Below are 21292 nucleotides of genomic sequence, written 5' to 3'. Positions count from 1 at the left end.
GTTCGGCCCCGGTCACGAGCGCGTGGCCGGGGCCGAGCCGTTCCTACGGCAGTACCTGGATCTTGCGGCCCTGACCGGCCTGGAAGCGCGCCAGCGCCGGCGCGTAGTCCGTGAGCGGGAGGCGGTGGCTGATGAAGACCTCCGGGTCGAGCACGCCCGTGGCGAACAGGTCGGCCGCTCGCTCGAACGAGTGCAGCACCGCCATCGACCCGGTGATGGTGATCTCCTGGTTGTAGATGCGGTACGGGTCGATGGTCACCCGGGCCGCGTAGTCGGAGACGCCGAACTGCAGGAACGTGCCGCCTTTCGCGACCCGGGCCAGTCCGTCCTGGATCGCCTGCGCGTTGCCGGTGGCGTCGATGACGACGTCCCAGCCCCCCGGGCGGTCCAGTTCGTCCGGTGACGTCGCGGTGGCCGTGACGCCCAGCCGTTCGGCCGTGGCCAGGCGGTCCGGGTTGAGGTCGACCACCTCGATGGACGACGCGCCGGTGAGCTTGCCGAGCTGCAGCATCATCAGGCCCATCGTGCCCGAGCCGTAGATCAGCACCCGGCTCGCCAACCGCGAGCGCAGCACGTCGTACCCGCGCACCGCGCACGACAGCGGTTCGATCAGCGCGGCGTCCTCGGTCCGCACGTGGTCGGGCAGCGTCACGCAGTTCGCCACCGGCGCCAGTGCGTACTCGGCCGCGCCGCCGCCGGTCGTGACGCCGATCGCGGCCCACCGCTCGCACAGGTTGTTGCGCCCGGACCGGCACATCCGACACTCGTGGCAGTACAGCGAGGGGTCCACGGCGACCCGGTCGCCGACCGCGACCTCGGTGACCGCCGACCCGGTCTCGACGACCACCCCCGCGAACTCGTGCCCCGGCACGACGGGCAGCGTCGGCGCGAACTCGCCTTGGAGGATGTGCAGGTCGGTGCCGCACAGCCCGCACGCCGCGACGTCCACGACGACCTGGCGCGGGCCGGGTGCCGGGTCGGGCACCTCGGCCACCTCCACCGCGCCGACCCCGGTGATCACGGCTGCTTTCACTTCACGGCTCCCAGCGACAGGCCCTGGACCAGCTTGTCCTGGGCGGCGAACCCGGCGACGAGCACCGGCAGCGACACCACCACGGCGGCGGCGCACACCTTGGCCAGGAACAACCCCTGGCTGGTGACGAACCCGGTGAGGTGGACCGGCGCGGTGCCCGCGACCACGCCGGTCAGCACGCGGGCGAACAGCAGCTCGTTCCAGCTGAAGATGAAGCAGATCAACGAGGTCGCGGCGATGCCGGGCAGGGCCACCGGCGCGACGACCCGGCGCAGCGTGGTGATCAGGCCGGCACCGTCGAGCGCGGCGGCCTCCAGGATCTCGCCCGGGACCTCGGCCAGGAACGACCGCATCAGCCACACGGCGATCGGCAGGTTCATCGACGTGTAGAGCACGACCAGGAACGAGATGTTGTCCAGCATCCCGGTGTACCGCGCGACCAGGTAGACCGGCAGCAGACCGGCCACGACCGGCAGCATCTTGGTGGACAGGAAGAAGAACAGCACGTCCGCCCACTTCTCGACCTTCTTGATCGAGAGCGCGTACGCCGCCGGGATCGCCAGCAGCAGCACCAGCGCCGTGGAGCCGATCGACGCGCTCAGCGAGTTGATCAGGGGCGGCCACGGGTTGGAGTCGAAGAACTCGGCGTAGCCGTCGAACGTGATCGGCGCGGCCAGGGACGGCGGGTTGGTCGCCGCGTCCGGCTCGCTGTGCAGCGACGTGAGCACCATCCACGCCACCGGCGCGAAGAACAGCAGGCCGGCGGCCCACGCGGCCAAGCCCAGCAGCCGCCTCATGCCCGCACCTCTTCCCGCAGCAGCGACGACACGACGCGCAGGGCGAACGTGGCGATGACGATCGAGCCGACCACCACGACCACACCGGCCGCGGACGCCTGGCCGTAGTCGTGCGCCTGGTAGAAGGTCTGGTAGATCGTGTACGGCAGGTTGGCCGTGCCCAGGCCGCCCGAGGTGATGGTGAAGACGGCGTCGAAGTTCTGCACGACGTAGATCGAGCCGAGCAGCGCGCCCAGCTCCAGGTACTGCCGCAGGTGCGGCAGCGTGAGGTGGCGGAACACCTGCCACGTCGTGGCGCCGTCGATCCGCGCGGCCTCCACCGCGTCCTGCGGGCGGCTTTGCAGGCCCGCCAACAGGATCAGCATCATGAACGGCGTCCACTGCCACACCAGCGACGCCTCCACCGCGAGCAGCGGCATCCCGCCGATCCACTCCGGTTGCGGCGCGTCGGCGCCGAACAGCCACGTCAGCACACCGTTGAACAGGCCGTACTCGGGGTTGTAGAGCGCGTGCTTCCACAGCAGCGCGGCGGCGACGGGCACCACCAGGAACGGCGCGATGAGCATGGTGCGCACCACGCCGCGCCCGAAGAACCTCCGGTCCAGCAGCAGCGCCAACCCGAGCCCGAGGACCAGGCTGACCAGCACCACGGTCGCGGTCAGCACGACCGTGACCCCGATGGCCGACCGCAGGTCCGGGTCGGTGAACACGGCGGTGTAGTTGTCCAGGCCCGCGAACCCGCGGTTGGCCGGGTCCAGCGAGTTCCAGCGCATCAAAGAGATCACCAGCGTGGCCACGAACGGCAGCTGGGTGACCACGATCGTGAAGACGAGGGCGGGCAGGAGCGGTGCGCGCCGGGCCCAGCGCGCCGCCACCACCAACTGCTTCGTCCGAACCGGCGGCGGTGCCTCGACCTCCCGCAGGGCGGTCACCGGGTCCTCCCGATGGGGGTGGGGTTCGTCATCACTTCCCCCGGTACTTCTCGGCGACGGTCTCGGCCAGCGCCTGGCTCTCGTCCAGCGCGGCGTCGACCGTGGTGGAGCCCGCGATGGCGGCGCTGATCTTCTGCGACACCTGCGTGCCCAGGTCGGTGAACTCCGGGATGCCGACGAACTGGATGCCGCTCGCGGGCCGCTCCTGCACGCCGGGGTCGGTGGGCTTGGCGCCCGCGATGGCCGCTTCCGCCTGCTTGGCGAACGAGCCGCCCGCGGCCAGGTACTCGGGCCGCTGGTAGGTCGACTTCCGCTTGCCGTCCGGCAGCTTGGACCAGCCCAGCGTCCGGCCGACCAGCTTCTCGTAGCCCTTGCCGGACGCCCACGACACGAACTTCCAGGCGTGATCGGCCTTCTTGCTCGCCTTCTGGATGCCGAACGCCCACGTGTACAGCCACGCCGAGCTGTCGGTCCTCACCACCGGCGCCTGGGCGAAGCCGAGCTTGCCCTTCACCGGCGAGTCGTCGGCCTCCAGCAGCCCGGCCGCGACCGTGGCGTCGTACCACAGGGCGACCTTGCCCTGGGTCATGTTGTTCAGGCACTCGGCGAACCCGGCCTGCGGTGCGCCCGCCTCGCCGTGCGCGCGGACCAGGTCCACGTAGAACTTGGTGGCCTCCTTGAACTCCGGCGCGTTCAGCCGCGCCTGCCAGTCCTTGGTGAACCACGTGCCGCCGAACGTGTTGACCACCGTGGTCAGCGGCGCCATCAGCTGGCCCCAGCCGGGCTGGCCGCGCAGGCAGATGCCCTTCATGCCGGGCTGCGCGCCGTCCACCGCCGCGGCGATCTCGGCGACCTGCTGCCACGTCGGCTTGTCCGGCATGGTCAGGCCCTTGGCGTCCAGCACGTCCTTGCGGTACATGAGGAACGACGACTCGCCGTAGAACGGCTGGGCGTACACCTTGCCGTCGGCGGCGGTCAGCGACTGGCGGATCGGTTCGAGGACGTCGTCCTGGTCGAAGCCGGTGTCCTTGGCGACGTAGTCGTCCAGCGGGGTGAGCCAGCCGTTCTTGGCGTAGATCGGCGTCTCGTAGTTGCTGATCGTGGCCACGTCGTACTGGCCCGCCTGGCTGGAGAAGTCCTGGCTGATCTTGTCGCGGACGTCGTTCTCGGGCAGCACGGTGAAGTTGACCGTGATGCCGGTGTCCTTGGTGAAGTTGTCCGCGGTGAGCTCCTGCAGGTCCTGCAGCTGCGGGTTGTTCACCATCAGCACGTTGATCGAGTTCCCGGTGCCGCCACCACCGCCGCCCGCGCCGGCGCACGCGGTCGTGGCCAGGAGCACCGCGGCCAGCAGGCCGCCATACCGCAATGACTTCATCGTCTTGCCTTCCTCGAGGCGAGCGGAACCAGGCCCCTGGTGCGCGGGGCCTTTCGGGATCAAGGTGTGCGGTTAGGCCCGGACGACCTTCGGTCCGAGCAGGGAGTAGCGGTGCGCCTCGCCGGCGGGCAGCACGGAGTCGGTGACGACCGCCTCCAGCTCGGCGATGCCGCCGAACCGGTGGAAGCTCGACACGCCGAACTTCGTGTGCACGCCGACGAAGATCCGCCTGCGGGCCGAGGCCAGGGCCTGCGCCTTGACCGCGCCCACCGCCGGGTCGGGGGTGGTGAGGCCGTACTCGCGGGAGATGCCGTTCGCCCCGATGTAGGCCAGGTCGATCACCATCTCCGCGAGCATCCGGGTCGACCAGTGGTCCACCGTGGCGAGCGTCCGGCCGCGCACCCGCCCGCCGAGCAGCAGCACGGTCACCGACGGCACCTCCGACAGCACGGCCGCGGTCGGCAAGGACGCCGTGACCACCGTCAGCGGCCTGCCGGTCGGCAGCGCCTCGGCGACCAGCTGGGGTGTGTAGCCCTCGTCGATGAACACCGTCTCCGCGTCACCGAGCCGGTCGGCGGCGGCCCGGGCGATCCGGCGCTTCTCCGGCACCCTCGACGCGGAGCGGAACTTCAGCCCGGTCTCGTACCCGGCGCTCTCCACCGGGAACGCGCCGCCGTGCGTGCGGCGGACCAGGCCGTGCTCGTCCAGCACGCGCAGGTCGCGCCGCACGGTCTCCGGCGCGACCTCCAGCTCGGCCGCGATCTCGGCCACGTCGACCCGGCCGTCCGACCTAGCCCTGGCCAGGATGCGCCGCTTGCGCTCGTCCGCCCGCACGTCGCCTCCTGCCCGCTCGGACCGTCGCTGCCCGTTCGGGCCGCGCCTCAGGTTTAACACCGTCGAATCGGTGTGGCCAGCACCACGACGAGACCGACGATGCCCGGTTCTCGCCCGATTACCCAGACCGAACGCAGGCGACCGGGAGTTCTCTGCCCGATCGGTCCTCTCCTCGTGCCCGTTCCCACTCACCGCGAACGCGACAGGCCCCCGGGTCGGCGGACTCGGGGGCCTGGACCGGTGGTGGGGTCAGGCGTCGACGCTCGCGAGGGCGGGGTAGTCGGTGTAGCCCTTCTCGGAGCCCATGTAGAAGCTCGACGGGTCCGGCGTGTTGAACGGGCCGCCGTTGGCCAGGCGGACCGGCAGGTCCGGGTTGGCCAGGAACAGGGCGCCGAAGCTGATGGCGTCCGCCGTGCCGTCGTCCACCAGGGCCAGGTGCTCCGGGCCGGTGGAGCCCTCCGGCGTGAACGGGTTGAGGATCAGGGTGCCGGAGAAGCGCTTGCGCAGCTCCAGCGTCAACGCCCGCTCGCCCTGCTCGCCGATGTGCAGGTACGCCAGGCCGAACGGGTCGATGGCGTCGACCAGTGCCGGGTACAGCTCGTCGTGCGTCTCCTCGGCCATGTCGTTGTACGTGCCGGCCGGGGAGATCCGCAGGCCGACGCGGTGCGCGCCGATCGCCTCGGACGTCGCGCGGACGACCTCGACCACGAACCGGATCCGGTTCTCGATCGAGCCGCCCCACTGGTCGTCGCGCAGGTTCGTGTTGTCGGCCAGGAACTGGTGCAGCAGGTAGCCGTTGGCGCCGTGCAGCTCGATGCCGTCGAACCCGGCCTCGACGGCGTTGCGGGCCGCGGTGGCGAAGTCGGCGATGGTGGACTCGATCTCGGCGTGCGTCAGCACGCGCGGCGTCACGTAGTCCTGCATCCCCTTGCCGGTGAACAGCTGACCGGCCGCGCGCACCGGCGACACGCCGACGGGGTGCAGGTCGCCGGGCAGCACGTCCGGGTGGCCGATCCGACCGGTGTGCATGAGCTGCGCGAAGATCCGGCCGCCCGCCGCGTGCACCGCGTCGGTCACGCCGCGCCAGCCCTCGACCTGCTCGTCGCTGTGCAGCCCCGGCGTGTGCGGGTACCCCTGGCCGACGACGGACGGCTGGATGCCCTCGCTGATGATCAACCCGGCACCGGCCCTCTGGGCGTAGTACTCGGCCATCAACGGCGTCGGCACCGTGTCGTACGCGCGGCTGCGGGTCATCGGCGACATCACGACGCGGTTCGGCAGCTCGGTGCCGGCCAGGTCCAACGGCTCGAACGCGGTGCCCATGTCTTCCTCCAGGTTGCGCGGGTTTACCTGTCCGAACAGCTATCCCTGCGGAACCCATTCCGACATACCGCTGTGACGGCGCTCACCATTCACGGCAGCTAGACTGGAGCCATGGCCACGACCGGACAAAATCCCACGTCAGTGCCTGTTCCGCAGGCCGCCGCACAGGCGCGGATCAGCCACGCCATCTTCCGCGTCGCCCGCCTGCACCGCCTGCTCGCCGGCCAACTGCTCAGGCAGGCAGGGCTGCACCCGGGCCAGGAGGTGGTGATGATGCACCTCTGGGACTGCGGCCCGCAGCGGCAGTCCGACCTGTGCGGCGTGCTGGGCTCCGACTCGCCGACCATGACCAGGACCGTGCAGCGGCTGGAACGCGCCGGTTTCGTGCGCCGCTCCCCCGACCCGACCGACGGCCGCGCCACGCTGGTCGAGCCGACCGCCGCGAGCCAGGCCCTGCGGCACGAGGTCGAACGCATGTGGCGCGAGCTGGAGGAGGCCACGCTCGGGGACCTGGACGAAGACCAGCAGGCCGAGACCCTGAGGGTGCTCGGCCTGCTGGAGTGCAACCTGGCGATCCGGACGAACCGGTACGTCCCGCCCGACGGGACTACCGGGCCGGCCTGATCCACACCGCGGTGTCCGGCGGCACGGCGTCGTCCGCGAGCGGTCCGCTGGCCAGCAGCACGGCGTCGTGCGCGGGCAGCGCGACCGGCTCGGCGGACAGGTTCAGCACGCAGGCGAAGTCGTCGCCCCGGCGGAACGCGACCACGCCCGGACCGAGGTCCAGCCACGCCATCGGCCCGTCACCCAGCGACGGCTCGGACCGCCGCAGCGCCAGCACGGTGCGGTAGTGCGCGAGCATCGAGTCGGGGTCGCCGGTCTGCGTGGCCACCGACAGCGACCGCCAGTGCTCCGGCCGCGGCAGCCACGACGGACCGTCGTCACCCCACGGGATCGGCACCCGGCACCCGTCACGTCCCCGGTCGGTGTGGCCCGACCGCACCCACACCGGGTCCTCGCGCAGCTCGTCCGGCAGGTCGTCGACCTCCTCCAGCCCCAGCTCCTCCCCCTGGTAGACGTACACGCAGCCGGGCAGGGCGGTGGTCAGCATGATCGCCGCACGGGCCCGCTTGGTGCCCAGCTCCAGGTCCGTCGGCGTGAGGTGCTGCCGCCGGCCGAAGTCGAACGACGTGTCCTCCCGCCCCATCCGCGACACGTGCCGCGTCACGTCGTGGTTGGACAGCACCCACGTGGGCGGCGCACCGACCGGCGCGTGCGCGGCCAGCGTGGCGTCGATGACCCGCCGCAGCTCGCCGGGTTCCCACGGGCAGCACAGGAAGTCGAAGTTGAACGCCGAGTGCAGCTCGTCGGCACGCAGGTAGCGGGCGAACCGCTCCGGGTCGGGCAACCACATCTCGCCGACGAACACCCGCTCGTCCGGGTACTCGTCCAGCACCCGCCGCCACGCCCGGTAGATGTCGTGCACGCCGTCCTGGTCGGAGTAGGGCAGCTCGGCGTCCGGCTTGGAGAAGTCCTTGACCAGCCCGTCGGCCACGTCGATGCGGAACCCGTCCACGCCCCGGTCCAGCCAGAACCGCAGGATCGACTCGAACTCGGCCCGCACCTCCGGGTTGGTCCAGTTCAGGTCGGGCTGCTCCGGGCTGTACAGGTGCAGGTACCACGAGCCGTCCGGCGCCTGCGACCACGCCGGCCCGCCGAACCGCGACTGCCAGTCGTTCGGCGGCTCGTCGCCCTCGTGGAACCAGAACCGGTCCCGCCCCACGCCCCGCAACGCCTCCTGGAACCACGGGTGCCGGTCGGAGCAGTGGTTGGGCACGATGTCGATGATCACCCGCAGGCCCACCGCGTGCGCCTCGCCGATCAGCTTCTCCGCCTCCACGAGCGTGCCGAACACCGGCTCGATGTCGCGGTAGTCGGCGACGTCGTAGCCGCCGTCCGCCAGCGGCGACGGGTACCAGGGGCTGAGCCAGATCGCGTCCACACCCAACTCGGCGAGGTACGGGAGCCTCTGGCGCAGACCCGCCAGGTCCCCGACTCCGTCCCCGTTGCCGTCGGCGAAGCTGCGCGGGTACACCTGGTAGATGGCCGCACCGCGCCACCAGTTCATGTGGATCCTCCCTCGGTTGTGGCGTCAGCCCTTCACGCTGCCGGCGGTGAGCCCCGCCAGGACGTGCCGCTGGAACACCAGGAACAGGCCGATCATCGGCACGCTGGACAGCACGAGACCGGCCAGCAGCAGGTTGACCGGTGTGTCGGGCGCGAAGCGCTGCAACGCGACGCTGAGCGTCTGCCGCGCCGGGTCGGAGAACACCAGCAGCGGCCAGATGAAGTCCTTCCACGCGGCCACGACCGCGAAGATGGACACGACCGCCAGGATCGGCCTGGACAGCGGCAGCACGATCCGCCACAGCATGGTGAACTGGCCGGCGCCGTCGATCCGCGCCGCCTCCAGCACTTCCGCGGGCAACTGGTCGAAGAACCGCTTGAGCAGGAACACCGTGAACGCGTTGGCCGCGCCCAGCAGCCACAGCGCCAGCGGGTTGTTGAGCAGCCCCAGGTCGGCGATCGTCAGGTAGGTCGGGACCAGCAGCACCGCGGCGGGCATCATCAGGGTCAGCAGCATCATGCCGAGGATCCCCTTGCCCAGCACGGGTTTGAGCCGCGACAGCGCGTACGCCGCGGGCACGTCCACCGCGAGCTGCACCGCCCACACGCCCACCGCCACGACGATCGTGTTGAGGAAGTACCGGCCGAGGTCCATCAGGTCCCACGCCTCGGCGTACGTGCCGGGCGTCCACGTCCGCGGGAGCACCGTCGGCGGCACGCGGGCCAGTTCCACGGCCGGTTTCATGGCCGAGAGCGCGACCCACACCAACGGCACCACGAACACCGCGGTCAGCACGACGGTCGTGACCGCCAGCGCGATGTAGTAGCCGGCCCGGTGGCGGCCCGGCGCGATCAACGTCCTCACGCGTCCGCCTTCCGCGTCACCCGCAGGTACAGCGCGGTGAACGCGCCGAGCACCAGCAGCAGCAACAGGCTCAGGGCACTCGCCGTGCCGAAGTCGTTGTAGTAGAAGGCGTACCGGTACAGCAGGAGCAGCACGGTGACCGTGGAGTCCTCCGGACCGCCGCCGGTCATCACGTACGGCTCGGTGAACACCTGCATCGTCGCCACGATCTGGAGCAGCAGCAGCACCAGCAGCACGAACCGGGTCTGCGGCACGGTGACGTGCCACAGCCTGCGCAGCACACCCGCGCCGTCCAGCTCGGCCGCCTCGTACAGGTCACCGGGGATGCCCTGCAACGCGGCCAGGTAGATCAACGTGGCCGTGCCCAGGTTCGCCCAGGTCGCCACGATCACCAGCGACAGCATGGAAGTGTCCGCGCTGTCCAGCCACGCAGCCCCCTCCAGCCCGAGCCCGCGCAACGCGGTGTTGAGCAGGCCCGGACCGGGGTCGTACATCCACTTCCAGATCAGCGCGGCCACCACCGGCGGCAGCATCACGGGCAAGTACACGATGAGCCGGAAGTACGCCTTGAAGTGCCGCAGCTCGTTGAGCACGACCGCGAGCAGGAACGGCACCACGAAGCCGAACACCAGCGCCAGCGCGGTGAACAGCAGGGTGTTGCGCCACGCCGTGGCGAACAGGGGGTCGGCGAAGAGTCGTTCGAAGTTCTCCCAGCCGACCCACGCGGGGTCGGTGACGAAGTCGACCTGCTGGAAGCCCAGCACGGCCCCGCGCGCGATCGGGTACCAGGAGAACACCGCGAAGCAGACCAGCGCGGCGGACAGGAACCCGTACGCGGCCAGGTTCTCCGCGACGCGGCGGCGCATCACTTGACCTGGGCCAGGACGGGGTTCACCTTGGCTTCCGCGTCGGCCAGGAGTTGGCTGACGTCGGCGTCGCGGTTGGTGAGCACGGCCTGCATGACGTTGTCGAGGATCGCGTAGACCTGCTGGGCGTTCGGCGGCTCGATCCGGCCCTCGGGCTCGGCGTCCACGTAGGACTTGAAGTTCGCCACCGGCACGGTCGCGAGCTTCTCCTTCAGCTCGGTCTGCTTGGCCGCGATGTCACCGGTCCAGACGTCGGCGACGGGCGGCACGGGCAGGCCGATCGGCTGGCCCTGGTCCTTGTAGCGCTGGAGGTTGCGCTCGAACCGGTCCGGGTTGAGGAACTTCCACTGGATCCACTTGAGGCCCGCTTTGATCTTCTCCGGCGACGCCTTCGGGTTGAGCATGTAGCCCTCGCCGCCGATGAGCGTGCCCTCGCCGTCCGGGATGCCGGTCAGGCCGTAGTCGGCGTAGTCGCCCTTGAACTGGTTGACCAGGGTCGGCACGTTGTCCGGCGCGGCCAGGTACATGCCGAGCTGGCCCGCGCCCATCATCTGCTGGACGTCCTCGATGACGAGCAGCTGCTTCTCGCCCATCGTGTTGTCGGTCCAGCGCATGTCCTTGAGGTGCTGGAGGACTTCACGGCCCTTGTCGTTGTTGAAGTCGGCGACCCACTTGTCACCGTCCTGGCGGGCGACCTGGCCGCCCACGGAGTACATCCACGCGGTGAAGTGCCAGCCGCCCTGGTTGTTCTTGCTGTACTCGGCGAAGCCGACCTTGCCGTCGCCCAGCGCGGTGATCTTCCTGGCCGCCTCGCGGACCTCGTCCCACGTCTTCGGCGGCTGGTCGGGGTTCAGGCCCGCCTGCGTGAACAGGGCGCGGTTGTAGAGCAGGCCCATCGAGTAGTTTGCGGTCGGGACGCCGTAGACCTTGCCGTCCTTGCTGAACACGTCGCGCAGCTCGGGTCGGATGGCGTCGTAGTGCGGCACGTCCTTGACGTACTCGGTGATGTCCGCGGCCTGTCGGCGGGCGATGAGGTTCGCCGGGTCGGTGAAGTAGGCGTAGAAGACGTCTTCCAGCTGGCCGCCGGCGAGCTTCGCGGAGAACGTCTTGGGGTCCATGAACCCCTCGTGCGGCTCGATGTCGATGTCGGGGTTCGCGGCCTCGAACTCGGCCACGTCCTCGTCGAAGACCTTGCGCTCGAACGGCTGGGTCTGCGGCGGCTGGCCGTTGACCGAGATCGTGACCTTGCCGCCGGCGGCCGTGCCGCCGTCGTCAGCTTGCGAGCACGCGACGGCGGTGAGGCCCAGGCTGCCTGCCAGCAGCAACCCCGCCGCTCTGCGGAGGCTGAATGAGTTCATGGGGGCGGACCCTCCTCGGGTGTGGTGTGCCGCACACGCTAAATCTCCCGCACACCGTCCCGCAAGATGTCTACGAAAATCCGCAACTTCCCGACATGAACCCGTAAGCACCTCGAGCCAAAACCGCGCGTGTCCTACGTCCGCGTCACGCGTGTCCTACGTTCAGGACACCCGTGTTGAACGCTCAGAACAGCTGATCTTGTTCTGAGCGTTCAACACGGGGTACGGGAACGTAGGACACGCGCGTTCCGGACGTAGGACACGCGCGGGGGTGAGAGTTAGCGGGGGGCGGGGGCGGTGGAGGAGCGGACGACCAGTTCGGGTTCGAAGAGCAGTTCCTCGTCGGGGACCGGGGTGCCCGCGATCTGGTTGGCCAGCAGCTCGACGGCGGCGCGGCCCATCGCCTCGATCGGCTGGCGGACCGTGGTCAACGGCGGCTCGGTGCAGGTCATGAGCGGTGAGTCGTCGTAGCCGACGACGGACACGTCGTGCGGCACCTTGAGCCCGTGCCGCCGCACGGCCCGCACGGCGCCCAACGCCAACGGGTCCGAGGCGCACAGGATCGCGGTCACGCCGCGGTTCAGCAGCCGGGTCGCCGCGGCCTGCCCGCCCTCCAGCGAGAACATCGCGTGCTCCTCGAACAGCTCCACCCCCGCCGCCGACGCGCACGACGTCAACGCGGTGAGCTTGCGCCTCGACGGCATGTGGTCCGACGGACCCAGCACCGCGCCGATCCGCACGTGCCCCAACGCCACCAAGTGCCCGAACGCCTGCTCGACCGCCACCGCGTCGTCGCACGACACCCGCGGGAACCCGAGGTCGTCTATGGCGGCGTTCACCAGCACCGCGGGCAGCTTGCGCCGCGTCATCTGCCGGTAGTGCTCGTGCGACGCGTCCGCCTGCGCGTACTGCCCGCCGGCGAACACCACACCGGACACGTGCTGCTCGAACAGCAGCTCCAGGTAGTCCGCCTCGGTCACGCCGCCCGCCGTGCGGGTGCACAGCACGGGGGTGAACCCGCGTTGCGCCAGGGCGTTGCCGACCACGTCGGCGAACGCCGGGAAGATCGGGTTCTGCAGCTCCGGCAGCACCAGGCCGACCAGCCGAGCACGCTCGCCGCGCAGCTGCGTCGGCCGTTCGTACCCCAGCACGTCCAGCGCGGTGAGCACGGCCGACCGCGTCGCGTCAGACACACCCGGCTTGCCGTTGAGGACCCGGCTGACCGTCGCCTCGCTCACGCCGACCTTCGCGGCCACTTCCGCCAACCGCCGTTGCGTCATGGAGCAACTATACGGCAGGACTTACGTTCGGCTTGCGTTGACTTGCACTCGTTTGCGAGTTCGACGGCCGCCCGCAACACCGACGACGGCGGCACGACCCGGTCCACCAACCCCGTGCGCAACGCCTCGTCGGCGGTCACGCGCCGTGCCACCAGCACCTGACCGCCCGTCACCCCGCAGTCGGTCACCCACCCGAGGCCACCGTCGGAGGAGAGGACCCTCAGGTCGCACGCCATGGCCAGTTCCGCCGCCTCGCCGGACGGGCTGCCGCCGATCGCCGCGACCACCGGCACGGGCAGGTTCGCCACCTCGTCGCGCACGCCGCGCAACGACGCCGCCACCGCCTCCCGCTGCGCCGCCGACACCCGGACCAGCCGTTTGATGTCGATGGCGCACAGGCCCGGGTCGACCAGCAGCACGACGGCACGGGCACTGGCCACCACGGGCAGCAACGCGCGCACGTCGGACAGCACGGTGTCCGACGGCTCGCCGATCCGGATGACCGCGATCCCGCCGGAGACATCGAGTGAGACGGTCATGAGGCCGACATCGTGGCCGACGGTTCCCCCGGTTGTCATGTTCCACCCCACTATCGGGTGACAGCGGGGTACAAATCCCCTGTGAAGCGGTGGTTGATGGCGGTGGCGTTGGTCGGGCTGGTGACCGGGTGCGCGGTGCCCGTGGCGGGACAGCCCGCCCCCGGCCCGACGTCGTCCGTCGCCGGGGCGGCCCCCGAGGTCGTGCGCTGGGTGAACAACTTCTGCGGCGTGGCCAAGTACATGATCGCCTCGGGCGGGGTGTCGTTCGACCAGACGCAGGCCCAGGCCGACCCGGCGCAGGCGAAGAAGTCCGTCAGCGACTCGCTCGGCCGCGTGGTCGACGTGCTCGACGTCGTGCTGCACGACCTGGACGAGCTGACCCCGGCACCGGTGCCCGCCGCCGACACCGCGGTCGAGGTCATCAGCGAGCCGCTGACCAGGGCGCGGGACAAGTTCGCCGCGGCCAAGTCGGCCGTCGACGCCGCGCCGGAGATGACCGTCGACCTCTTCTCCACCGTCATCCAGGACATGACCGAGGCGGTCACCGTGATGAACGAGGCCGTGGAGAAGATGGCCGTCGTCTCCCTGCCGGACGAGGTCCGCGACGCCGCCGACCAAGCCGAGAACTGTGTTTGATGGCTGTGTTTGATGGCCGCTGTGTTTGATGGCCGCTGCTCCGCAGACGGCGGGCGAGGTCGCCTGGAAGTCGATCGCTCGCGCCTGATTTCCGGCGATCGAAAAGCGTGATCGCCGGAAATCAGGCGCGAACGATCGACGCGACCTCGCGGGGAGCGGGAACGGAGGCGGGAGCGGAAGCGGGGAGCGCGAGCGGGGAGCGCGAGCGGGGAGCGCGAGCGGGGAGCGGGAGCGCGAGCGGGGAGCGCGAGCGGGGAGCGAGGAGCGAGGAGCGAGGAGCGAGGAGCGAGGAGCGAGGAGCGAGGAGCGGGGAGCGTTCCGCACATCTGCGGTCTCGCGGTTGTTCGCCGCAAATCTGGGGGCACGGCCCCCATGTGCGCCGCCGCACGTCCGTGACAGGTTGTGCGCGTGTTCCCCTCCGCCGTCGACCGGCCTCCAGCGTGGTGGCTCAGCGGCGTGCGCGGGAACACCCAGGAGCTGGTCGTCCCCCGTGGACGGCCCTCATGGGCCGCGTTCGTGGAACGCGCCACCACGACCGCGGCCCGTGCAGACCTCACCCGCGGCGGCTGGGACACCGTCGACGAAGCCGACAACCCGGCCGAGGCGTTCGCGTTCGCGCTGAGACCCCTGGTGCGCGCGGCCGTGGCGCTCGACCCGCGGCTGGACGCCGACTTCGCCCGCGCGCTGGGCAAGCGGCTGGCCGGGATCGCCGCGCGCACCCTCGTGCTGGAGCTGAACCTCGACCGGGTCGGTGGGCGGCTGGTCGGCGGCACGCCGCGGGAGCGGTTCGCCGACTTCGTCCGGCACGTCGACCTGCCCGCGCTGTTCGCCCGGTACCCGGTGCTGGCCCGGCTGCTCGGCCAGGCCTGCCTGCACGCCGTCGCCGCGCACCGGGAGCTGCTGGACCGGTTCGCCGCGGACCGCGCTCAGATCGTGCGCACCCTGCTCGACGGCCGCGACCCCGGTGCACTCGTGCACGTGGAGACCGGCAAGGGCGACCCGCACGAGCGCGGACGCTCGGTGGCCGTGCTGACGTTCACCGACGGCCGCCGGGTGGTCTACAAGCCGCGGCCCGTGTCGCTGCACTCGGCGTTCGCCGACCTGGTCACCTGGTTCGACCGCCACACCGGCCTCGACCTGCGGCTACCGCGCGTCCTCGGTCGGGGCGGGCACGGCTGGCTGGAGTTCGTCGAGCACCGCCCGTGCGCGGACGTCACCGAGGTCGGCCGGTTCTACCAGCGGCTCGGCGGGCTGATCGCGCTGCTGTACGCGGTGGACGGCACCGACATGCACTACGAGAACCTGATCGCGGCGGGCGACCAGCCGGTGCTGGTCGACGTGGAGACCCTGTTCCACCCCACGGTCGCGGCACCGGCCGACCCGGCGGTCCGGGCGCTGGCCCGGTCCGTGCACCGCACCGCCGTGCTGCCGCGCGTGATGCTGGGCGAGCACGGCGCGTTGGACGTCGGCGGCATGGGCGGCGACCACGGCGACCGGCCGGCCGCCGACGGCGTGGCGTGGCTGCACCCCGGCACCGACCGGATGCGGCTGGTGCGCAGGCCCGCGCCGCTGCCACCCGCGCACAACCGGCCCGTGGTGGACGGTCGCGAGGCCGAGCCCGCCGACTACCAGGGCGCGCTGCTGGCCGGGTTCCGGATCGGCTACGACGCCCTCTACGACCACCGCACCGAACTCCTCGGCCCCGACGGGCTGCTGAACCGCTTCGCCGACCTGCCGGTGCGGTTCGTGCCGCGGATGACCCAGCTGTACTCGACGCTGCTGGACGAGTCGACGCACCCGGACGCGCTGCGCGGCGCGTCGGCCCGCCAGGACGTCCTGGACCTGCTGTGGGACGGCGCCGCGGACGACGACCTGATCCGCGCCCTGGTGCCGCACGAGATGCTCGACCTGTGGGCGGGCGACGTGCCGCTGTTCACCACCCGGCCGGGCAGCCGCGACGTGTGGACCTCGACCGGGCAGCGGCTGCCGGGCCTGCTGCCCGCGTCCGCACTGGACGCCGTCACGGCCAAGGTCGCCGCGCTGGACGAAGTGGACAAGCACGACCAGCAGTGGCTGATCAGCGCCGGGCTGGCGAGCAGGCCCCGCCCGGTGGACCACCGCACCGGACGCGGGGTGGCCGCGCCGGTCGAAGCGGGCGTGCCGGACCCGCAACGGCTGCTGGTGGCCGCGTGCGGGATCGCCGACGAGGTGCTGGCGCACGCCACGACCGCCGACGGCCGGGTCAACTGGGTCGGCCTGGAACTGGTGGACGACCGGCACTGGGCGGTCGCGCCGATGGGCGCGGGACTGTCCAACGGCTACACCGGTGTCGCGCTGTTCCTGGCGCAGTTGGGCAAGGTCACCGGCGCCGCCCGGTACACCGAGTACGCGCGGGACGCGCTCAAGCCGATCCCCGGCCTGCTGGCCGCGTTCGCCGAGGACGTCGAGATGGCCACGGCCGTCGGCAGCGGTGCGTTCCACGGGCTGGGCGGTATCTGCTACGCGTTGGCGCGCATGGCGAACCTGCTCGACGACCGCGAGCTGGACGGCTGGCTGCGTGCCGCGCTGGACGTCGCGGCCGCGGTGGAAGCGGTCGGCGAGGATTCGGCGAACGTGGTCGAGGGCTGGGCGGGCGGCCTGGCCGCGATGCTGGCGGTGCGGGCGGAGAGCGGCTCGCCCGCCGCCGCGGCGCTGGCCCGCGCCTACGCCGACCGGCTGGTCGCCGCCGCTCCCGGAGGTGACGGCTTCGCCCGCGGCCGGGCCGGTGTCGGCTGGGCTTTGCTGCGTTACGCGCGGTTCGCGGGCGATGACCGCTACGGTGTGGTCGGTCGCGCGAACCTGCGTGCCGATCACGCGCTGCGGCAACGCCTGCTCGACGTGGCCGAAGCGGATCACAGTTGGTGCTCCGGGCTTTCCGGCGCGGTGCTCGCGCACTGCGCCCGCCCGGATCAACCGGTCGACGCGCACACCCTGCACCTCGACCGGTGCCTGAACGCCTTGGCGGTGCACGAACCCTTGCGAGACCTGAGCCTGTGCCACGGTGAGCTGGGCGTGATCGAGGCCTTGACCGTCCTCGCGGAACGCGGGCACGGTCTGGCACCGGCCATGCAGACCCGGCGCGCCGGGTTGGTCCTCGGCGCGCTGGACCAGTACGGGGCGCGCTGCGGCACGCCCGGTGGCGTGCCGTCGGCCGGTCTGCTCACCGGGCTCTCCGGCATCGGGTACGGCTTGCTCCGCCTCGGTTTCCCCGAGCAGGTGCCTTCGGTGCTCCTGCTCGGTTCCACGCACGACATCCACCCCCGCGAGGAGAACACCCGATGAACGACGCCAACCGCGACGAGGTCACCACCTGGAGCGAGGACCAGGACGGCGATCACCCCGCCGGCGAGATGGCGCTGTCCCGCAAGGCCAAGGCGGGCGCCCGCGCCCGTGCGCTGGCGGGCCTGACCATGGCCGTCGGCGTGTACGCCGCGGTCGCCGTGGGCGAGACCACCATGACCACGGTGAGCGCGCCCGGTGTCCTGTAACGACCGGTAACGACCCTCTCCCGCCGCCGAACTGCCCGCCCGCACTGGGGGTGCGGGCAGTTTGGCATGCGGCCGTTCGGCTTGACTAAGGTCGGCGCATGCACACCCGCGCGCCGGTCGTGGTCGGCCGCGACGAAGAACTCCGCGTGCTCGACCGAGTGCTGGCCGACGCCGGCGCCCACCGCGGGCGCGCCGTGTTCCTCGTCGGCGAGCCGGGCATCGGGAAGACCCGGTTGGCGCGCTTCGCCGCCGGCGCCGCGTTCGACCGCGGCATGCGGGTGCTGCGCGGACGGGGCAGCACGATCGGGCCGATCGTGCCGTTCCGGCCGCTGGCCGAGGCCCTGATGTCGCTGCTGCGCCCGGGAGACGGCCTGGACCTGCGCGAACTCGGCCCCTACCAGTCGGCGCTGGGCAGGCTCGTGCCCGAGTGGGGCGCCGACGAACCGCGGGCCGCGCACTCCGTGCTGGTGCTCGCCGAGGCCGTGCTGCGGCTGCTGGCCGTGGTCGGCCGTGCGCAACCGTGCCTGCTGGTGCTGGAGGACCTGCACGACGCGGACGCCGAGACGCTGGCCGTCGTCGACTACCTCGTGGACAACCTCGACCAGGCGCCCGCCGCGCTGCTGGTGACCACCCGCGCCGACCCCGGCCCCACGCTGGACGTGGTCCTCTCGGCCGCGCAACGGCAGGCCGGCGTGCTGGTGGAGCTGCGCCGCCTGGAGGAGCGCCAGGTGCGCCGGATGGTGGCGCTGTGCCTGGAGGCGGAGGAGCACGAGGTGCCCGCCGAGGTCGTGCAACGGCTGTGGGCCGACAGCGCGGGGAACCCGTTCGTGGTCGAGGAGATGGTGCACGGCCTGGTCAACGGCGGCCTGCTGGTGCGCGGTCCGGGCGGCTGGCAGGTGCTCGGCGAACTGCGCATCGACGTGCCGTCGGCGCTGGTGCGGCTGGTCGCGCACCGCACCGACCGGCTCGGGCCGCAGGGGCGCGAGGTGCTGTCGGTGGCGGCCGTGCTGGGCCACCGGTTCCCGTTGTCGGTGCTGCGCCGGGTGACCGGCATGGACGACCGCGCCCTGCTGTCGCACCTGCACGCCGGCGTGGCCGCGCAGCTCGTCACGCCGGACGAGCCCGTGCCCGACTGGTACGCGTTCCGCCACCCGCTGACCGCCGAGGCGCTGCGGGCGCAACTGCCGCCGCCGCACCGGGCCGAGCTGGCCCGCCGGACCGCGGACGCCGTGCAGGAGTTGCACCCCGGCCTGCCCGGCGAGTGGTGCGCCCTGGTGGCGTCGCTGCGGCTGGACGCCGGGCAGACCGCCGAGGCGGGCGCGTTACTGGCCGAGGCGGGACGGCGGGCGCTGGCCGACGGCGCGGCCGGGTCGGCGGTGCGGCTGCTCGACCACGCGCACCGGCTGCTGGCCAGCGAGGTCGACGTGGCGATCCGCGCCGACGTGCTGGACTCGCTGCTGCCCGCGCTGGCCGAGGCGGGCCAGTTCGAGCGGGCGTTCGCGCTGGTCGACGCGGTGACCGAGCTGAGCGCCGCCGGGCTGGGCCGGGTGCGGCGGGCCGAGCTGCACACCAAGCTCGCGCAGGTGGCCAACACCGCCGGTCGCTGGACGGACGGCATGGCGCACGTGGAGACGGCACGGGCGCTGCTCGGCGCGCACGCCGCCGACGAGCACACCGCGCGGCTCGACGCGGTGGCCGCGTTCCTGACGTTGAACCTGGAGGTGCCGGACCGGATCTCCTCGGCCGAGTTCCTGGCCAGGCGCGCGGCCGACGCGGCGAAGCGGGTGCCGCTGCCCGAGGTGGGCTGCGAGACGTGGCAGCTGCTCGGCGTGCTGGCCCGCGACCGCGACCTGGACGAGGCGACCGAGTGCTTCAGCCGGGCCAGGGCGCTGGCCGAGGAGCACGGGCTGCCCATCCAGCGGGCGTACGCGGTGATCCGGCAGGCCGGACTGGGCTGGCTGGCCGAGGGCAAGGCGGCGGAGCTGGCCGAGGCGCGCGAGGAGGCGATGCTGATCGGCGCGGTCGCCGCGGCGTACAACGTGGACGCGATCCTCGGGCTGGACGCCGTGCTGCGCGGGCAGTACGCCGCCGCCGCGGAACAGCTGCCGCGGATCATCGCCGACACCCGGCGGCTGCAGCTGCGCAACCTCACCCTGTACGGGCTGATGGCGCAGGCGACCGCGGCGGCCCACCAGGGCAGGCGGGCCGAGATGGACGCGGCGATCGAGGCGTTCGACGAGGTCGGCGGGGTCGGCTCGCAGGAACGGCCGCTGTGCTTCGGGCTGGCGCGGGCGTTCTGCGCGCTCTTGGAGGAGGACCGCGCGACGGCCGGGCACGACCTGGCGCGGGCGATCGCGTACGAGGCGGAGACGCCGACGGTGTACCACCTGTCCGGCCGGCACGGGCTGCTCCTGCTGCTGGAGGCGGTGTCCGGGGCGCTGGACCTGGACGGCTACCTCGCCGTGACGCGGTCGGCGGCGGCCCGGATGCGCTGGAACCGGGTGTTCGCGCAGTTCGCGCTGGCCGTGCTGCTGGGCAGGCTGGGCCGGGAGGCGGAGGCGGCGCAGGCCGTGCGGGCGGCGCGCGAGGCGGCGGCGATCCACCCGCTGGCCCGTCATCTGGGGCTGCGGCTGGTGGCCGAGGCGGCGGTGGCCGACGGGTGGGGCGAGCCGGTGGCCTGGCTGCGCGGCGCGGAGGAGTACTTCCACCAGGCCGGTCAGCCGGCCGTGGCCAGCGCGTGCCGGGGGCTGCTGCGGCAGGTGGGCGCGTCGGTGCCGCAGCGGCGGACCGGGTCCGACCAGGTGCCGCGCGCGCTGCGGGCGCTGGGCGTGACGGTGCGCGAGTTCGAGGTGTTCCGGCTGCTGGCGGGCCGGTTGGGCAACAAGGCGATCGCGAACCGGCTGCACATCTCGCCGCGCACGGTGGAGAAGCACGTGGCGAGCCTGATCACGAAGACCGCGCAGCCGGACCGGGAGTCGCTCAGCGCGTTCGCCGCGTCACTCGGACCCGCCGACCGGCCCTAGCACGGCGGTGCCGGGTCCGTTAGACCTGGTGCGGTGAGAATCCTGGTGGCAGTGGCGCTGACGGTGGTCCTGGGCGGCGGGGTGGCGCAGGCGTCGTCCCCGACGGTGACCGACACGACCCGCGGGCCGTGCGCGTACGAGGTGACGCCGGACGAGCCGGCCGCCCGTCCCGTGCCGCTGCCGCCCGATCCGCGGCACACGCCCGACCGCGGTCACCCCGATGTGCTGCTGTGGACCAACCAGGGCCCCGTGCCGCTCGTGCTGGACCGCGCGCAGGCGCCGTGCACCGTCCAGAGCTTCCTGCACCTGGTGCGGAAGAAGTTCTACGACGACACGACGTGCCACCGGCTGACCGCGTACCCGACGCTGAAGGTGCTGCAGTGCGGCGACCCGTCCGACACCGGTGCAGGCGGTCCGGGCTACAGGTATAAGGACGAGCTGCCGACCGACCTGGCGCCCGCCCCGAACGACCCCACCGGCCTGCGCCGGATCTACCCGCGCGGCACGCTCGCCATGGCCAACGCGGGCCCCGACACCAACGGCAGCCAGTTCTTCCTGGTCACGTCGGATTCCGTGCTGCGGCCCAACTACACCGTGTTCGGCCGCGTCACGCCCGCCGGGCTCGCCACGCTGGACAAGGTCGCGGCCGGCGGCATCCTGCCGAACCCGGACAGCGAGGTCGACGGCCGTCCCGCCCTGACCACGGACATCGAGCGGGCCAAGCGGACCGGCTAGGGCGTGTCTCCAAATCTTCGGCCTGGTAGTAGGTCATGATTG

Annotated in this window: 18 protein-coding genes; 6 read left to right on the top strand and 12 right to left on the bottom strand. The window is 71.9% G+C overall.

Going from position 1 to position 21292, the window contains the following annotated elements; all coding sequences use genetic code 11:
- Positions 1-43: 43 nt before the first annotated feature.
- The 6 genes from A6A25_RS23580 to A6A25_RS23555 form a co-directional block, all read right to left on the bottom strand.
- A complete protein-coding gene (locus A6A25_RS23580) occupies positions 44-1033 on the bottom strand; it encodes a zinc-dependent alcohol dehydrogenase family protein (RefSeq protein WP_073893341.1) in 990 nt (329 codons plus the stop codon).
- Entirely contained in the window at positions 1030-1830 is an 801-nt protein-coding gene (locus A6A25_RS23575) for a carbohydrate ABC transporter permease (RefSeq protein ID WP_073893340.1), read from the bottom strand. Before A6A25_RS23575 ends, A6A25_RS23580 begins: the two co-directional genes overlap by 4 nt.
- The gene (locus tag A6A25_RS23570) at positions 1827-2762 is read right to left on the bottom strand and encodes a carbohydrate ABC transporter permease (protein WP_083668598.1); all 936 of its coding nucleotides are present in this window, start codon (positions 2760-2762) and stop codon (positions 1827-1829) included. Before A6A25_RS23570 ends, A6A25_RS23575 begins: the two co-directional genes overlap by 4 nt.
- A gap of 31 nt (positions 2763-2793) precedes the next feature.
- Positions 2794-4137, bottom strand: a complete 1344-nt coding sequence (locus A6A25_RS23565; RefSeq protein ID WP_073893338.1) for an ABC transporter substrate-binding protein — start codon at positions 4135-4137, stop codon at positions 2794-2796.
- A gap of 72 nt (positions 4138-4209) precedes the next feature.
- Positions 4210-4971 carry a DeoR/GlpR family DNA-binding transcription regulator gene (locus A6A25_RS23560; protein WP_073893337.1) on the bottom strand — a complete coding sequence of 254 codons (762 nt, stop codon included), beginning with the start codon at positions 4969-4971 and terminating at the stop codon, positions 4210-4212.
- Positions 4972-5220: 249 nt separating this feature from the next.
- Positions 5221-6294 carry an alkene reductase gene (locus A6A25_RS23555; protein WP_073893335.1) on the bottom strand — a complete coding sequence of 358 codons (1074 nt, stop codon included), beginning with the start codon at positions 6292-6294 and terminating at the stop codon, positions 5221-5223.
- Between the two features lie 141 nt (positions 6295-6435).
- Between A6A25_RS23555 and A6A25_RS23550 the strand changes: the two genes are divergently transcribed.
- The gene (locus A6A25_RS23550) at positions 6436-6918 is read left to right on the top strand and encodes a MarR family winged helix-turn-helix transcriptional regulator (protein ID WP_241828876.1); all 483 of its coding nucleotides are present in this window, start codon (positions 6436-6438) and stop codon (positions 6916-6918) included.
- On the opposite strand, the gene A6A25_RS23545 is transcribed toward A6A25_RS23550, so the two are convergent.
- From A6A25_RS23545 to A6A25_RS23520, 6 genes are all read right to left on the bottom strand, one after another.
- The gene (locus A6A25_RS23545) at positions 6902-8422 is read right to left on the bottom strand and encodes a glycoside hydrolase family 13 protein (RefSeq protein WP_073893332.1); all 1521 of its coding nucleotides are present in this window, start codon (positions 8420-8422) and stop codon (positions 6902-6904) included. The genes A6A25_RS23550 and A6A25_RS23545 overlap by 17 nt on opposite strands.
- A gap of 24 nt (positions 8423-8446) precedes the next feature.
- Positions 8447-9286 carry a carbohydrate ABC transporter permease gene (locus A6A25_RS23540; protein WP_073893331.1) on the bottom strand — a complete coding sequence of 280 codons (840 nt, stop codon included), beginning with the start codon at positions 9284-9286 and terminating at the stop codon, positions 8447-8449.
- The gene (locus A6A25_RS23535) at positions 9283-10152 is read right to left on the bottom strand and encodes a carbohydrate ABC transporter permease (protein ID WP_073893329.1); all 870 of its coding nucleotides are present in this window, start codon (positions 10150-10152) and stop codon (positions 9283-9285) included. Before A6A25_RS23535 ends, A6A25_RS23540 begins: the two co-directional genes overlap by 4 nt.
- Positions 10152-11510: an ABC transporter substrate-binding protein gene (locus A6A25_RS23530; RefSeq protein ID WP_073893328.1), complete on the bottom strand. Its 1359-nt coding sequence runs from the start codon at positions 11508-11510 to the stop codon at positions 10152-10154. Before A6A25_RS23530 ends, A6A25_RS23535 begins: the two co-directional genes overlap by 1 nt.
- A gap of 278 nt (positions 11511-11788) precedes the next feature.
- Entirely contained in the window at positions 11789-12790 is a 1002-nt protein-coding gene (locus tag A6A25_RS23525; protein WP_073893326.1) for a LacI family DNA-binding transcriptional regulator, read from the bottom strand.
- Positions 12787-13329, bottom strand: coding sequence for an enoyl-CoA hydratase/isomerase family protein (locus A6A25_RS23520; protein ID WP_073893325.1), 543 nt, complete (start codon positions 13327-13329; stop codon positions 12787-12789). Before A6A25_RS23520 ends, A6A25_RS23525 begins: the two co-directional genes overlap by 4 nt.
- 81 nt (positions 13330-13410) lie before the next feature.
- On the opposite strand from A6A25_RS23520, the gene A6A25_RS23515 reads away from it, so the two are divergent.
- From A6A25_RS23515 to A6A25_RS23495, 5 genes are all read left to right on the top strand, one after another.
- Positions 13411-13965 (top strand): hypothetical protein, encoded by a 555-nt coding sequence (locus A6A25_RS23515; protein ID WP_073893323.1) that lies wholly within the window; start codon positions 13411-13413, stop codon positions 13963-13965.
- 408 nt (positions 13966-14373) lie between these two features.
- Positions 14374-17286: a type 2 lanthipeptide synthetase LanM family protein gene (locus tag A6A25_RS23510; RefSeq protein ID WP_073893537.1), complete on the top strand. Its 2913-nt coding sequence runs from the start codon at positions 14374-14376 to the stop codon at positions 17284-17286.
- The gene (locus A6A25_RS23505) at positions 17283-17492 is read left to right on the top strand and encodes a hypothetical protein (protein WP_073893322.1); all 210 of its coding nucleotides are present in this window, start codon (positions 17283-17285) and stop codon (positions 17490-17492) included. Before A6A25_RS23510 ends, A6A25_RS23505 begins: the two co-directional genes overlap by 4 nt.
- 98 nt (positions 17493-17590) lie before the next feature.
- The gene (locus A6A25_RS23500) at positions 17591-20515 is read left to right on the top strand and encodes a helix-turn-helix transcriptional regulator (RefSeq protein WP_073893320.1); all 2925 of its coding nucleotides are present in this window, start codon (positions 17591-17593) and stop codon (positions 20513-20515) included.
- 33 nt (positions 20516-20548) lie between these two features.
- Positions 20549-21250 (top strand): peptidylprolyl isomerase, encoded by a 702-nt coding sequence (locus tag A6A25_RS23495; protein ID WP_073893318.1) that lies wholly within the window; start codon positions 20549-20551, stop codon positions 21248-21250.
- The last annotated feature ends 42 nt before the right edge of the window (positions 21251-21292 follow it).

The organism is Saccharothrix sp. CB00851, from assembly GCF_001905065.1.
GTDB lineage: Bacteria > Actinomycetota > Actinomycetes > Mycobacteriales > Pseudonocardiaceae > Actinosynnema.
The sequence above is the reverse complement of the archived record's forward strand: the minus strand, read 5'-3'. Positions and strand labels throughout refer to the sequence as shown.